13 protein-coding genes are annotated in these 14332 nt (G+C 65.5%); 2 read left to right on the top strand and 11 right to left on the bottom strand.

Features of this window, described 5'->3' with window-relative positions; genetic code table 11:
• Positions 1–3 precede the first annotated feature (3 nt).
• Positions 4–621 (top strand): SPOR domain-containing protein, encoded by a 618-nt coding sequence (locus QT386_RS15090; RefSeq protein ID WP_289274583.1) that lies wholly within the window; start codon positions 4–6, stop codon positions 619–621.
• A 109-nt stretch (positions 622–730) separates the two neighbouring features.
• On the opposite strand, the gene QT386_RS15085 is transcribed toward QT386_RS15090, so the two are convergent.
• From QT386_RS15085 to QT386_RS15040, 10 genes are all read right to left on the bottom strand, one after another.
• Positions 731–1555 carry a zinc-dependent peptidase gene (locus QT386_RS15085; RefSeq protein ID WP_289274582.1) on the bottom strand — a complete coding sequence of 275 codons (825 nt, stop codon included), beginning with the start codon at positions 1553–1555 and terminating at the stop codon, positions 731–733.
• Complete coding sequence (locus tag QT386_RS15080) at positions 1552–1740, bottom strand: hypothetical protein (RefSeq protein WP_289274581.1); 189 nt, start codon at positions 1738–1740, stop codon at positions 1552–1554. The genes QT386_RS15085 and QT386_RS15080 overlap by 4 nt, the downstream gene beginning before the upstream one ends.
• A 24-nt stretch (positions 1741–1764) precedes the next feature.
• Positions 1765–4110, bottom strand: a complete 2346-nt coding sequence (gene uvrD, locus QT386_RS15075; RefSeq protein WP_289274580.1) for a DNA helicase II — start codon at positions 4108–4110, stop codon at positions 1765–1767.
• A gap of 192 nt (positions 4111–4302) precedes the next feature.
• The gene (locus tag QT386_RS15070) at positions 4303–5427 is read right to left on the bottom strand and encodes a zinc-dependent alcohol dehydrogenase family protein (RefSeq protein WP_104229380.1); all 1125 of its coding nucleotides are present in this window, start codon (positions 5425–5427) and stop codon (positions 4303–4305) included.
• Positions 5424–5852 carry a thioesterase family protein gene (locus QT386_RS15065; protein ID WP_289274579.1) on the bottom strand — a complete coding sequence of 143 codons (429 nt, stop codon included), beginning with the start codon at positions 5850–5852 and terminating at the stop codon, positions 5424–5426. Before QT386_RS15065 ends, QT386_RS15070 begins: the two co-directional genes overlap by 4 nt.
• Positions 5853–6116: 264 nt before the next feature.
• The gene (locus QT386_RS15060; RefSeq protein ID WP_289274578.1) at positions 6117–6455 is read right to left on the bottom strand and encodes an MGMT family protein; all 339 of its coding nucleotides are present in this window, start codon (positions 6453–6455) and stop codon (positions 6117–6119) included.
• Position 6456: 1 nt separating this feature from the next.
• The gene (locus tag QT386_RS15055; protein WP_289274577.1) at positions 6457–6903 is read right to left on the bottom strand and encodes a PaaI family thioesterase; all 447 of its coding nucleotides are present in this window, start codon (positions 6901–6903) and stop codon (positions 6457–6459) included.
• Between the two features lie 125 nt (positions 6904–7028).
• Positions 7029–8090, bottom strand: coding sequence for a histidinol-phosphate transaminase (gene hisC, locus QT386_RS15050; RefSeq protein WP_289274576.1), 1062 nt, complete (start codon positions 8088–8090; stop codon positions 7029–7031).
• A gap of 18 nt (positions 8091–8108) precedes the next feature.
• Positions 8109–8840 carry a TerC family protein gene (locus QT386_RS15045; protein ID WP_289274575.1) on the bottom strand — a complete coding sequence of 244 codons (732 nt, stop codon included), beginning with the start codon at positions 8838–8840 and terminating at the stop codon, positions 8109–8111.
• A gap of 796 nt (positions 8841–9636) precedes the next feature.
• On the bottom strand, positions 9637–12078 hold the full coding sequence (locus tag QT386_RS15040; RefSeq protein ID WP_289274574.1) for a hypothetical protein: 2442 nt from the start codon (positions 12076–12078) through the stop codon (positions 9637–9639).
• A 244-nt stretch (positions 12079–12322) separates the two neighbouring features.
• Between QT386_RS15040 and QT386_RS15035 the strand changes: the two genes are divergently transcribed.
• A complete protein-coding gene (locus QT386_RS15035; RefSeq protein WP_289274573.1) occupies positions 12323–12940 on the top strand; it encodes a TetR/AcrR family transcriptional regulator in 618 nt (205 codons plus the stop codon).
• Positions 12941–12960: 20 nt separating this feature from the next.
• On the opposite strand, the gene QT386_RS15030 is transcribed toward QT386_RS15035, so the two are convergent.
• Positions 12961–13923 (bottom strand): hypothetical protein, encoded by a 963-nt coding sequence (locus QT386_RS15030; RefSeq protein ID WP_289274572.1) that lies wholly within the window; start codon positions 13921–13923, stop codon positions 12961–12963.
• Positions 13924–14332 lie beyond the last annotated feature (409 nt).

The following is a 14332-nucleotide window of genomic DNA, read 5'->3' as shown; positions in this document are numbered from 1 at the left end:
GAAATGGCACGCGATTACGCACACTCGCCGAAGCGCGGCGGCCGCCAGGCCAAGGGCCGCGGTGGCGGCGGTGGTGGCGGTGGTGGCGGCATGCCGGGCTGGGTCTGGCTGGTGTTCGGCCTGGCCATCGGCCTGGTCGTGGCGGCGTTCGTGTACATCAAGCGTCCCACCGGTGGCCTGCCCAGCGCGCAGACGGCGGGAGCAGCCGCGGAGGAACAGGCCGCCGAGCCGGTCGCCAAGCCGAAGAAGGAACCCAAGGAAGCGGTGAAGCTGCCGCCCAAGGAAAAGGCGCGCTTCACCTTCTACGAACTGCTGCCCAGCGAGGAAGTGGTGGTGCCCCGCGGCGACAAGGAAGCCGCCAAGGCTCCGGCCGCATCCGGCGACGGCTCCACCTATGTCATCCAGGTAGCCTCGTACCGCGACCGCGAGGAGGCCGACAAGCAGAAGGCCAGCCTCGCGCTGCTGGGCATCGAGTCGCGCATCGAGACCGTCACCATCGACGGCGCCGAGACCTTCTACCGCGTGCGCGTCGGCCCGCTGAAGGACTTCGGCAAGGTGCAGATCATCAGCAACCGTCTGGAGGACAACGGCATCCAGGCGATGGTGGTAAAAGTTAAATAGAGCCGTACAAGGGGTGGGCTAAGCGAAGCGCGCCCACCCTACGAGACCAGCATCGTGAAGATCCGGCGCTCGCGCGTAGCCGCCGTCCATCCTCGCGACCCAAGGCCGCTCAGGACAACGCGATCTCCGCCGTCTCCCCCGCGCTGATCCCCACCGGATCCAGCCGGTAGTAATCCGCCAGCAGCGCATACAGCTCCGCGTGGTGCCGCCGCAGTTCCTCCGGCCGCTGGAAGAACGCCTCCGTGACCACGCCAAAGAATTCGCCTGGGCTCTCGGCGCCGTAGGGGTCGAGCACCGGCGGGCGGCGGTGGCGCTGCAGGCGGGCGTATTCCTTCTGCATCACCTTGGACCAGCGGCCATAGTCCTGCAGGCGCGGCGCGCCCTCCATGCCGTGCTCCTCGTCGTCCAGCTGGTGGGCAAACTCATGCACTACCACGTTGACGCTGTCGCCCTGCTGCGCGGCCTCCACGTCGGTCCAGGACAGCAGCACGCGCTCGCCTGCCCAGGATTCGCCCAGCCGCTCCTCGGGTTCATCCGGTACTAGGCCCATTTCATCGGGCTCGGTCTGCGGCACCAGGAAGGCATCGGGGTAGAGCAGCACGCTGCGCAGTTCCGGAAACACCTGCGCATCCGGCCGCAGCAACAGCAGGGCCGCATAGCCGGCGATAGCGAGGCGCTGCTCGTCACCGACCTGCTCCAGGCCGCCGCAGGGCACGAAGCGCTTGGTCTTCAGGAAGGTCTCGACACGGGATTCATACAGGGCGCGCAGTTCCGGCGGCACCCAGGCGGAGGGCGGCACGAGCTCCGCCAGGCGGGCCTGCCACCGATCGGGCAGGGGCTGCGCCGGCAGCGGCGTTGGCCGGAACAGGCGCCACAGCGCCAGCGCGAGGCCGGCGACCACGAGCAGGCCGATCAGCCCCTGCGCGTCGCTCACCAGAAGCCGCGCGGTTTGTCGGGACTGTTTTCCTCGGCCTTTTCCTTGGCCTCCATCTCCTTCTGCCGCTTCTTCACCGACTCGCTGACGCGCAGCCGGTAGGCGGAGACGGCCCGCAGAGTCGCGAAGGGCCCGGCCAGCAGGATGACCACCAGTACGGCAACCCAGAAGAATTCAGCACCCATGGCATCCTCCCGCTCGTTCGCAGGCTACAGGGCCTGCAGGTTTGCGACCGACAACAGCAGCCACTTGTTCCCCGCGGTCTTGAATTTGACCTCGGCCCGGGCCCGGTCGCCATCGCCGTCGAAGCTCAGGATGGTGCCCTCGCCGAACTTGGCGTGCTTCACACGCTGGCCCAGGGTGAAGCCGCCGGGCCCGAAGCTGCTTTCCTTGAGCTGGGTCCGCGCCATGTTCTGGCGGTCGTAGCCGGCGTAGCCGCCGCGCGGGTACTCGTCGCTGCTGCGGCTGCCCCCGCTGTTGCCATAGCCACTACCGTAGCCACTGCCGCCGCTCCCGCCACCGCGCGAATAGCCGCCGCCGTAGCTGGATTCGCGCGGCATGAAGGCCGGGCGCAGCACCTGGGCGCGCGGGCGCGTCTCCTGCAGGGTCTCGGAGGGAATCTCCTTGAGGAACTGCGAGGGGCTGCCGATCTGCTCCACGCCGTGCACGCGGCGCACCTCGGCGTAGGAGACATAGAGCTGCTCGCGGGCACGCGTGATGCCGACGTAGCACAGGCGGCGCTCTTCCTCGATGTTGCCCTCCTCGATGGAGCGCATGTTGGGGAACAGGCCGTTCTCCACGCCCACCAGGAACACCACCGGGAACTCCAGGCCCTTGGCGGCGTGCAGCGTCATCAGCTGCACGCTCTCCTCGCCGGGGCCGGCCTGCTGCTCGCCCGCTTCCAGCGAGGCATGCGCCAGGAAGTTGGTCAGCGGATCCATCTCCGGCAACTGGTCGTCGCCCTGCGGCAGGGGCAGCAGCTCGAAGCCGCGCGCGGCGCTGACCAGTTCATCCAGGTTCTCTAGGCGTGCCTCGGCCTGCTCGCCCTTTTCCTTCTTGTAGTGGTCACGCAGGCCGGTGCGAGCGATCACCAGCTCGGTGAGCTGTGACAGCGGCATGTCCTTGCCTTCCTCGGCGATGGCCTCGATCAGCGCCATGAACTGGTTCACCGCGTTGGCGGAGCGCCCCAGGTGCTGCTGGCCCAGTTTGGACGCCGCCCACATCGAGATGTCCTGCTCACGCGCCCACAGGCGCAGCTTCTCGACCGTGGTGGCGCCGATGCCGCGCGGCGGCGTGCCCACGGCGCGCTCCAGGCTGGCGTCGTCGTCACGGTTGTGCAGCAGCCGCAGGAAGGCCATCGCATCCTTGATTTCCTGGCGCTCGAAGAACTTCAGGCCGCCGGTGATGCGATAGGGGATGCGGTTGCGGATCAGGATTTCTTCCACCACGCGCGACTGCGCGCTGGTACGGTATAGGACCGCGTGATCGTTGTAGCGGCGGCGTCCGTCCACGCCGTCGCGGATGCGGTTGATGACGAACTCCGCCTCGTCGTATTCGTTGAAGGCGGCATAGAGCTGGATCGGCTCACCGTCGCCACCGTCGGTCCACAGGTTCTTGCCCAGGCGCCCGCTGTTCTTGGCGATCAGCCCGTTGGCCGCGCGCAGGATGGTGCCGGTGGAGCGGTAGTTCTGCTCCAGGCGCACCACCTCGGTGCCGAGGAAATCCCGCTGCAGGTGCAGCATGTTCTCCACGCGCGCGCCGCGCCAGGAGTAGACCGACTGGTCGTCGTCACCCACCGCGAACAGCACGCCGCGGTCACCGGCCAGCACGCGCAGCCAGTCGTACTGCAGCTTGTTGGTGTCCTGGAACTCGTCCACCAGCACGTGGCGGAAACGCGTGCGGTAGTGGCGCTGGATGTCCGGGTTGTCGCGGCAGATCTCGTAGGCGCGCAGCAGCAGCTCGGCGAAGTCCACCAGGCCCGAGCGGCGGCACTGCTCCTCGTAGGCGGTGTAGACGCGCACGAACTGGCGCATGGCGTAGTCGCCGGTGTCCTGGATGTGCTCCGGACGCTCGGCTTCCTCCTTGCGGGCGTTGATCCAGCCGGTCAGCACCTTGGCCGGATATTTGTCCTCGTCCAGGTCCAGAGCCTTGATCACCCGCTTGACCAGGCGCTGCTGGTCGTCCGCGTCCAGGATCTGGAAGTTCTGCGGCAGCTTGGCCTCCTTCCAGTGCAGGCGCAGCATGCGGTGCGCGATGCCGTGGAAGGTGCCGACCCACATCGAGCGCACCGGCACGTTGATCAGCTGCTCGATGCGGCCGCGCATCTCGTTGGCGGCCTTGTTGGTGAAGGTTACCGCCAGCACCGACTGCGGCGAGACGCCTTCCACCGCGATGATCCAGGCCACGCGGTGCGTCAGCACCCGCGTCTTGCCCGAGCCGGCGCCGGCCAGCACCAACCGATGCTCCGGCGGCGCCGTCACCGCCTCACGCTGGGCGGGATTCAGGTCGCGGGTGAGGGCGACGACGCGGGGATCGGTGGGGGGGAGGAAATCCATGTGGGTATTTTAGCCCGTATCCGGCTTCCCTCTCCCGCTTGCGGGAGAGGGATTCTGTGAATACCGCTTAGGCTGCGCCACCGTAGCTCTACAGAAACCCTCTCCCGGCAACTGCTTCGTGCGTTGCCCTACCTCGGGCATCCATGCCCTCGCCTCTATCCCTCTCCCGCAAGCGGGCGAGGGAAGAAAGTCTCAGAACACCACCACCTGCCGCACCGCCAGCCCCGCCGCCAGCTTGTCGAAGGCCTCGTTGATCTCCTCCAGGCGGATGGTCTGCGTCAGCAGCTTCTCCACCGGCAGCTGCCCGGCCTGGTGCAGGGCGATGAAGCGCGGGATGTCTCGCGTGGGCACACAGGAGCCCAGGTACGAGCCCTTCACCGTGCGTTCTTCCGCCACCAGGCTGACGGCGGAGATGGAGAACTGCTTGGACGGATGCGGCAGGCCCACGGTGATCGTGGTACCGCCGCGGCGGGTGGCGGCGTAGGCCTGGGCCAGCACCTGCTCGTGGCCGACGCTCTCGATGGCGTGATGCACGCCGCCGGCCGTGGCTTCCTTGATCAGCGCCGCCACGTCCACGCCGGGGCCGGCCTGGATGCAGTGGGTGGCGCCCAATTCGCGGGCGAGCTCCAGCTTCTGCGGCACCACGTCCACCGCCACCAGCGGATAGGCGCCGGCGGCCTTGGCGCCGAGCACGGCGGACAGGCCGACGCCGCCCAGGCCGAACACCGCCACGCTCTCGCCGGGGGACACGCGGGCGGTGTTCACCACGGCGCCCATGCCGGTCATCACCGCGCAGCCGAACAGCGCCGCGATCTCGGGCTTCAGGGCAGGGTCGATCTTCACCGCCGAGCGTGCCGACACCACGGTGTGGTCGGCGAAGGCCGACACGCCCAGGTGATGGTTCAGCGGCTCCGCGTCATGCCAGCGACGCTCGCCGGACAGCAGCGTGCCGGCGACATTGGCCTTGGCGCCGGGCTCGCAGAGCGCAGGGCGGCCGCTGGCGCAGGGCAGGCAGTGGCCACAGACCGGCACGAAGGAGAACACCACGCGGTCACCGGGCTTGAGGTCCGTCACGCCCTCGCCGGCCTGCACCACCTCGCCGGCGGCCTCGTGGCCCATGACCATGGGCATTACGCGCGGGCGCGAGCCGTCGATCACCGACAGGTCGGAATGGCATAAGCCCGCGGCCAGCACCTTGACCAGGATCTCGCCGGGGCCCGGCGGGTCCAGCTCCACGGTCTCGATCACCAGGGGCTTGGACTGCGCGTAGGGGGCGGGCAGGCCCATCTGGCGCAGCACGGCGGCACGGACTTTCATGCAGACTCCTTGGACAGCGTCTGCAGCGCGGCGCGCAGTGTCTCGGGCAACGGCGCCGGGCGGCGCGTCTCGCGATCCACGAAGACGTGGACGAACCAGCCTTCGGCCGCCGGCTTGTCGTCATCCTCGCGGAACAGGCCGATCTCGTAACGCACGCTGGAGTTGCCCAGCTTCACCACGCGCAGGCCGGCGTTGACCGTCTCGGGGAATTCCAGCGGCGCGTCGAAGCGGCAGTGCGACTCCACGCAGAGACCGATGTTGGGCCCCTTGTGGATGTCCAGCCCGCCCTGGCGGATCAGGAAGGTGTTGATGACGGTGTCGAAGTAGCTGTAGTACTCGACGTTGTTGACGTGACCGTAGACGTCGTTGTCCTTCCAGCGGGTGGTGATGGGCTGGAAGTGCGGGTAGCCGGCACGGACGCTCATGAAGCTCTCCTCGTCGGGCCACGCCGCTGCGATGACGGGTGGCCGATTGGCGGACGTCCGTGAGCGGACCGTTCACCCTTCGACAGGCTCAGGGCGAACGGTCGGGAGCCGTTCGTGGTGAGCCTGTCGAACCATGAACGGCGGCACTCGCCGAACGGGACGACCGTCCTGATTGTTGGAGTGGCCATTGGACACGGCCCGGGCACGGCGGGCAAGGGCGCCGGCGCCAAAGAGCCGGTCACGGGCGCCAATCAGGGCCTGGCGCTAGTCCAGCAACGGCGCCAGCGAGCGCGGCCGCCAGCGGTAGACTTCGAGGTCGATCTTGCCCTTCACGATCTTCACACCCTCGTTCTTCAGGCGCTTGAGCTGCTCGCGGTGGCCGCGGCTGCCTTCGGGCATGGAGCTCTTGCCCTGGGCATTGATGATGCGATGCCAGGGAATCTCCATGCCGGGCGGCACGTGGGCCAGGGCCTGCGCGGTGAGGCGCGGGCGCTTGACGAAGCCGGCCTCGGCGGCGACCTGGCCGTAGGTGGCGACGCGGCCCAGCGGCACGCGGCGGATCACGCCCCAGATCTTCTCGAAGTCTTCCTGAAGCTTGCCCATGTCAGATGCCCTCCGCGTCCACCACGGCCAGTGTGACCGTGGCCTTGGACTGCAGTTCTCGCCGGCCGTCCTCGTAGACGCCCCAGACCGAGGACTCCACCACGCTGATGCGGCGGCCGGGCTTGAGCACCTCGGACTCGCAGCGGTAACGCGGCGCGCGGCCGGGGCGCAGGATGTTGATCTTGAACTCCACCGTCAGCACCGCCTGGCCCGGCTGCAACAGCGTGGTGGCGGCGGCACCGGCGGTGTGGTCGGCCAGCGTCGCCGCGGCGCCGGCATGCAGCAGGCCGTGGTGCTGCGTGAGATGCGGTGCCAGCGCGAACTCCGCGACCAGGCGGCCCGGCCCGGCTTCCACCACCTGTGCGCCCAGGTTCTGGATGTAGGGCGCCGCGGCATAGATGCGGCGGGCTTCGTCGATGGCGGTAGCCTGGGCGGAACCGGCGGACATGAAACGGCATCCGGAGCGCGGCGGAGTGCCGCGCGGGGATCATAGCGCCGGGTGCCAGGCTTTCGCAGGAGCGGCCGTTGGCCGCGATGGACGGTTCGCGGCCAACGGCCGCTCCTACGAAACACTCAGGCGGAGAGGATGCCCTTCAGCGCCGTCACCAGCGCCTCGCATTGCTCGTCCGTGCCGATGGTGATGCGCAGGAACTGGTCAATGCGCGCGGTCTTGAAGTGGCGCACGATGATCTTGCGCTCGCGCAGCGCGGCGGCGAGCTGGGCGGCATCGCGCGCGGGGTGGCGGGCGAAGACGAAGTTGGCCGCCGACGGCAGCACCTCGAAACCTAGCGCGGCGAGCTGGCCGTTGAGGCGCTCGCGGCTGGCGATCACGGCCTGGCGGGTCTGGTCGAAGTACGCGCGGTCCTGCATCGCGGCCGTGGCGCCGGCCTGGGCGACGCGGTCCAGCGGGTAGGAGTTGAAGCTGTTCTTGATGCGCTCCAGTCCGTCGATCAGCTCCGGGTGCCCCAGCGCATAGCCCACGCGCATGCCCGCGAGCGAGCGTGACTTGCTCAGGGTCTGCACCACCAGCAGGTTCGGGTAGCGGTCCACCAGCGCCGCGGCGGACTCGCCGCCGAAGTCGACGTAGGCCTCGTCGATCACCACCACCGAAGCCATGTTGGCCTTGAGCAGTGTCTCGATCTCGGCCAGCGACAACAGGCAGCCGGTGGGCGCGTTGGGATTGGGCAGGATCACGCCGCCGTTGGGCTGCGCGTAGTCCGCCACGCGGATGCGGAAGGACTCGTCCAGCGCCACCTTGGTGAACTCCACGCCGTAGAGGCCGCAGTACACCGGGTAGAAGCTGTAGGTGATGTCCGGAAACAGGATCGGCCGCTCGTGCTGGAGCAGGCCCTGGAACACGAAGGCCAGCACCTCGTCGGAGCCGTTGCCCACGAACACCTGCGCGGGCTTGAGCCCATGGAAGTCGGCGATGGCGCTCTTCAGCCCATCCGCATTCGGGTCCGGGTAGAGGCGCAGGGCGTCGTTCACCGCGGAGGCCATGGCCGCCATCGCCTGGGGCGAGGGCGGGTAGGGGTTCTCGTTGGTGTTGAGCTTGATCAGGTCCGCAATCTTGGGCTGCTCGCCCGGGACATAGGGCGTCAGGCCGCGGACGACGGCGCTCCAGTACTGGCTCATTTGCTACCCCTCGCGGATTCAGGCCTGCTGCTTGTCGAGCTTGCCGCGCATGCGGATATTGAGCATTTCCACGGCCACGGAGAACGCCATGGCCACATAGATGTAGGCCTTGGGCACGTGGAAGCCCGCGCCCTCGGCGATCAGCACCATGCCGATCATGATCAGGAAGGACAGCGCCAGGATCTTGATCGTGGGGTGGCGCTCCACGAAGCGGCCCACCGCACCGGCGAAGAACATCATCACGCCGATGGCGATGACGATGGCGGACACCATGACGGGGATGTTGTTGGTCATGCCCACGGCGGTGATGACCGAGTCCAGCGAGAACACGATGTCCAGGATCATGATCTGCACGATGACCGCGGCGAAGCTGATGCTGACCGTCTTGCCGATCACGTCCTCGGGGCCGTGGCCGTCGCCTTCCACCGACTCATGGATCTCCAGCGCGCTCTTGCCCAGCAGGAACAGGCCACCGCCGATCAGGATGATGGCGCGGCCAGACACGCCGAAGTCACCGATGTGGAACAGCGGCTGGGTCAGCTGCGCCACCCAGGCCAGCGACATCAGCAGCGCGATGCGTGTGAGGCAGGCACCGGCCAGGCCGATGGTGCGGGCGCGGGCGCGCTGATGCTCCGGCAGCTTGTTGGCCATAATCGACAGGAAAATGATGTTGTCGATGCCGAGCACAATTTCGAGCGCGGCCAGCGTGATCAGGGCGATCCAGAGTTCGGGAGAGGTCAGGAATTCCATGGCGGTCAGGGCCTTAAAGAGGGGCGCATTCTAGCCGAGGCGCTTGCAAGGGCTGGGCCTGGGTTGGGCAAACCATTGATGCGATTGCTGAATTTCAAGGCCTCTCCCGGAGCGCGGGCGCCAGGAGGATACAGGGCGGCGGGGATCGAGAGCCTGGGGCGTGCCTCGATACACGTAGGGCCGGTCATCCCGGGTGCCCGCCTTGGCGAGTTGTATCGAGGCGCGCGGGGCACTTGGCATGCTGCTGCGGAGGCGGCGCTGCCATCGGGCAGCACGGTCTTGCCGCACAGCACGCGGATCGATGCGCAGGAAAAAGACTGACTTATCCGTTCCCGCTCCAGAGATCGCCATGCCGGCGGAAGCCGGCATCCAGTCCTGACATGATTGCGCCACATGATTGCGCCAGACGACCCAATACCGGCTTCCGCTGGCATGACGAGTCGTGTGTTGGCTTGATTTTGGAACTCGACGAAGAGCCATTAAAAATCGCCGCCCGTCCCTATGGCGGGACGTGACGGCAATGTGCTCCCCCCTACAACTCCGCTGAGGGCACCGCCCTGGTTTGCTCAAGGCACCGGGCGAGCCCTGCATCTGGAATCCCGCCTTCGCGGCGCGAAGACGGGCTACATGACCTGAAGCTGGATTCTCTCTGCCGTTGGCTGGAGCGAATACCGTGGACCAGAGGTTAGGAGACAGGCCCTGCGCATGACAAGCAGAAAAACTAGCTCCATGCCCCTGCCGCCCTGATGGACCCCTCTCCCGCATGCGAGAGAGGGGCCGCCAGGCCGGCTCGCGCCTACAGCGTCTTCAGGTACTCGATGACCGCCTTGCGCTCCTGCTCGGTCAGCACGTCGCTGAAGTCATGGCCAGCGTTGCTGTTGCCGAGGATGCGCGTGTCGAAGACCAGGCGCTTGTCGAAACCGCCGGGCGTGGGATCCGGCAGCAGCACCAGGCCCGCGTAGCTGACCGTGCTGTTCAGCAGGTTCTGCACGATCTGCACGATGGACGGATTGTCGCGCGCCACCGGGTTGCAGTTGAGCAGCAGGTTGCCCGGCATGTCGCCGCAGGCCAGAACCTCGTGCTTCCAGCCCACGGCGGTGAAGTCATAGGCCTCGCCCAGGCGCTGGTCGAAGCCGGTGATGCCGTCCACGGTCTGCAGCTGGCGGCGCCAGATGGGCCGGCGCTGCGAGGAATCCAGCAACTGCTCCAGCGTGGGCACCGAGCCGTTGTGCAGATAGGGCGCGGTGGCCCAGACACCGTACAGCGGCGGCGCCTGGTAGCCGATGAACTCCTTCTGCCAGCCGCAGACGCCCACGGGTCGCAGCGGGCTCATGTCGTCCAGCAGCTCCACGGCGGGGTTCTTCTCGTCCGGGTGCGTCCAGCCTTCTGCACCCTCCGGGTACGCCCAGAAGGTGCCGTCCCACTGCAGGCGTAGCGTGGGCGTGAGCATGTCGGAGCGCGCGGGGTCGGTGCCGATCACGTCAAGCGCCACGATATGGCCGGCCACGCCTTCCAGGTCGGGCGACTCCAGGTAGTTCTCGTCATGCACGTAGCGCGGCGAGTACACGCCGTGGCAGCTCGCGCAGGAGCCGTTGCCGCCGGCTGGCTTGCTGCGCGGGTTGTTCAGGCCGGCGGCCCAGAGGTCCTTGCCATGGAAGATCACGGCGCCCTGCTCCGCCAGCGCGGTGTTGATGGCGCGCGGATACGGCGGCGAGCGCAGCGACAGGAAGAAGGCCTCCAGGTCCTGGTCGTATTGCTCGACGCGGTCGCGGTAGTACTTGCCGTCCAGGCTGATCAGCTCGCCGAACTCGCCGGGGCCGGCGGCCATGATGATGCGCGTGCTGTCGTTGGAGACACCGGCGTCGAAGAACTTGCGCGGGCGCGAGCCCATGTTCCACCAGGCCGGCGTGTCCTGCGTATGGGCCAGCGGGTGCGAGACATCCAGCACGCCGCCCAGCGGGTTCTTGGGGTTCACGAACATCTTCACCGGGATGGGGTTCAGGCCCAGGCTGTCCACGTCCAGAATCGTATTGAGCAGCTCGAAGGCGCCCACCGCGTTGTTCTGGCCGCGCTGCTGCACGCCGATGTTGAAGAGCGTGCCCACGTCCAGCGTCGGCAGGATCGGCGCCAGGATGGTGTTGGACCAGGGCGCGTTGTCGCGGCCGCTCATCAGCACGTCATAGTTGTTGTTGCCGATGCCCAGGCTCTCCACGCCGGCAATGATGTCGCCCGCGGTGGGATCACCGATCTGGCCGCCGTGGCACTGGAAGCAGGCACCGCTGCCGATCTTGCCGGTCCACTTGCCGTTCTCGTCCTTGAGCTGGCGCAGGCCCAGCGGCAACTGGCCGCTGCCGCCGTTCACGCCCTCTGCATTGGGGTCTTCGCCATTGCGCGGATAGGGGTTGGGGAAGGGCGCGGTATTGAGGCCGTAGCGCAGCGTGTAGAGCTGGTCGAAGTTGTCCGGTCGCTCTTCCAGGCCCCACTTCTTCCAGGTGTTGTCGTAGTCCTCCGCCGTCATGTTGCCGCCCGGCAACTCGTCCAACAGGAAGTGGAAGCCGCTGTCACGGCGCTTGCGGTACTCGCCGCAGGTCTTGGCCTGCTGCTCTGCCTCCGGCAGGTTCACGTGGCAGTCCTGCCACCAGGCGTTGTAGTACACCGCCTTGCCCGCGTTGACGCCGGGCTGGATCGCCGTGCGCGGATCACGCGGAAGCAGCGCGTTGTCCGGCTTGCCCTCGCAGTAGCTGTTCCAGACGTGCACCGCGTGCTTGCTGCCCAGCAGCGGCAGCTCCTCCACGATGCCGCCCTCGCCCAGCACGCACTGCGTGGGACTCTCGAAGCACTTGAGCAGGGCCTCCATCGCCTTGTAGGCGTCGCTGCCCACCGGCCAGGGCGCACCGCCGGTATGCGGGGTCTCCTGGCCCGAGGCCATCAGCAGGATGCGCGAGGTGGGGTTGTTCTTGCCCAGCCGCTCCCAGCTCGCGCGGAGGTTCCGGAGGTCTTCCGACTTGCTGCTGGAGAGCATGAAGTCCTTGCCGTCTTCCACATCGGCGATGCCGCCGGGGATGTGGCAGGTGCGGCAGAAGTCCAGGCGTGGCTGTACTTGCCCGCTGAAGTGCTCCTCCATGCTGCGGGCGCCACCGCCACCGCCGGAGACCGGATCGCTACGCCCCGGCGCGCAGGCCGAAAGCAGGACCAAGAGGGACAACGCCGCCAGGCGGCCACGGAACGTGAAATTCATATAGGGCTCTCCTCCCCACGCACGTTGGCCGCGGTCTTTGCCGCTTGGCCATTTATTGGGGGAAGTACTCGAACCGCTCTCGTTCGCCCTGAGCCTGTCGAAGGGTGAACGCCCCCAACCGCCAGCCGGCCCCAAAAGCTACTTCCGGAACTTCCCTCTCGGGCCTAAGCTAACCCGAGCCAGGACTCAGGTACTACTCGGTTTCGACCGAGCCTCACAGGGACCGAGCAGGAGGGGACAAAAGATGGCGCAGGCAATTGATCTGACGCCCAAAAAGAAACCGCAGCAAGCGCGGGCCAGGGCCTCCGTCGAGGCCATGCTGGACGCCTGTACTCGGCTACTGATCGACGAGGGCTACGAGGCCGTCTCCACCAACCGCGTGGCCGAAGTGGCCGGCGTGAGCATCGGCTCGCTCTACGAGTACTTCCCCCACAAGCAGTCCCTGGTCGCCGCCGCCCTGGCCCGCGCCATGCGCCAGGTGATGGATGAGGTAGGCGCCAGCCTGCGTACCGCCCTGGCCCTGCCCAATCAACCGCATGACGGCATCGACCACTGGATGCGCGGCATGATCGCCGCGCTGGAGGAGCGTGAAGACTTGCTGCGCGTGGCACTACGCGAAGTGCCCTTCTTCTGGAGCATCCCCGAGGTGCGCGAGTTCTCCCGCACGCTGCAGAAGTTCGGCCAGGAAGGCCAATACAAGAGCCAGCGCGTCATTCACTTTGAAGATCCCGAGGCCAGCACCTACCTGCTGATGAACATGACCTGGGCAGCGGTGCTGCAGACGGTGCTGCATCGGCCGGCGCATTTGTCGCGGGAGCGGCTGACGAGGACGTTGGTGGATATGGTGTTGAAGTTGTTGTAGCAATGCGGCTCACAGCCCAGTTAGCTTTTATCGCTAAACAGATCTTCCTGTGAGTCCCGTAGCTTTTTTGCGTGCTTATATGCTCTTCCCTGAGTTGTCTCTATGGACTGACTGCCGTCGTGCTTCTGCAGGACCGTCGCGACCACATAGTCGGTAATTTCAAGCTCTCCGACCTCATCTAACTTCCTATGTATATTCAGAACGCACTCTAAAAATGTCCCATGCTGAAAGGTAACCGCCTCTCGCAGGACAAGCTGCTTGAATGCCAAGTCCTGCATGCTGAAGCCAATGGTTTGGTTGTTATATATGCCCTTCCATTTGTAATTTCCCTCTCTTAAGACGGGACTAACTATTTCAATCTTTGCGTCTTCAATCGTAAGAGGGCGTACGCTATGAGAACTTAATACAAAACGACCGAAATCTCCTTTAGGGATACGCCTCTCTGATTGAGTGGGAGATAGGTTGGAATTCAATGGTGAAAGTCCGATACCTTGTATGTTCGACTTTCCTAGAAGATTTTTATAAAAATTTGATCTTCTCACGACAATTTTCGGATCGCGCTTTAGAACTTCAATAGCTTGCTCTCTCACGGAGTTTGCTGATTTATCACTCATCTCCCGGAGTTCTTTTTGAAGTTTTTCGATCTGAAGTTTCTTTTCTTCAATATTAAGCTCGGTTAATTCCTTGCTAAGCGCTTCCTCCTCTGACTCATACATATGTGGCATAAGTGCCAACAGGGCAACAATGACTGGTAGCACCACTCCGAGTTGAGTGCCGTTTTCTCCTATCCACTTCCATATTTCGCGCACGCCGCCTTCAGCAAGAGCTTGCGCATCGATCTGGCAAGAAATTCCTAGTACGTTGGAAACCTCTTGAAATATTCCGATGAGTTCTGCCTCACATCGGTTACGCACAACGGCGTCTATAGAGTGGGCCTCGCCCGCCAGATAGTAGTGAAGTTCGATACCTCCTACGGCTTTCATCCTTAGTGCCCCCAATAGATTGCGAGGGCGCGGAGGCCCTCGCCTCCTAAGCGTCTACGCATTTTCCGAACAATAGAGAGGACATGCGGATGGGACAACCTGACTTAACTGTCAGGTTCGCAACGCTTCAAATCTGCTCATCCGGAGGGATGGCTCAGTCCTCACCATCGGAATGAGGAGCCATATTTCGAGCGTCCACAGGCGCGGCCGCTATCGCCTTTTCATGCCTAAGTCGCCCACATCACTAACGTGGCGGTTATCAAGTTGCGCTTGATTTTCTAAAGCAGGCGACGTTACCCCGCCTTGAGTAGCGGTTTGGTTTAGAGCCCTGGGTTGATGGTAATAGCCTTTGCAGCAAGCTGCTTGGCGTAGACGGCGGGCGCCAGCCCGCCGAGTGCTTTCTTGGGTC

This window comes from Solimonas sp. SE-A11 (genome assembly GCF_030345715.1).
Classification (GTDB): Bacteria; Pseudomonadota; Gammaproteobacteria; order Nevskiales; family Nevskiaceae; genus Solimonas_A.
This window is presented reverse-complemented; position numbering and strand designations above follow the sequence as displayed.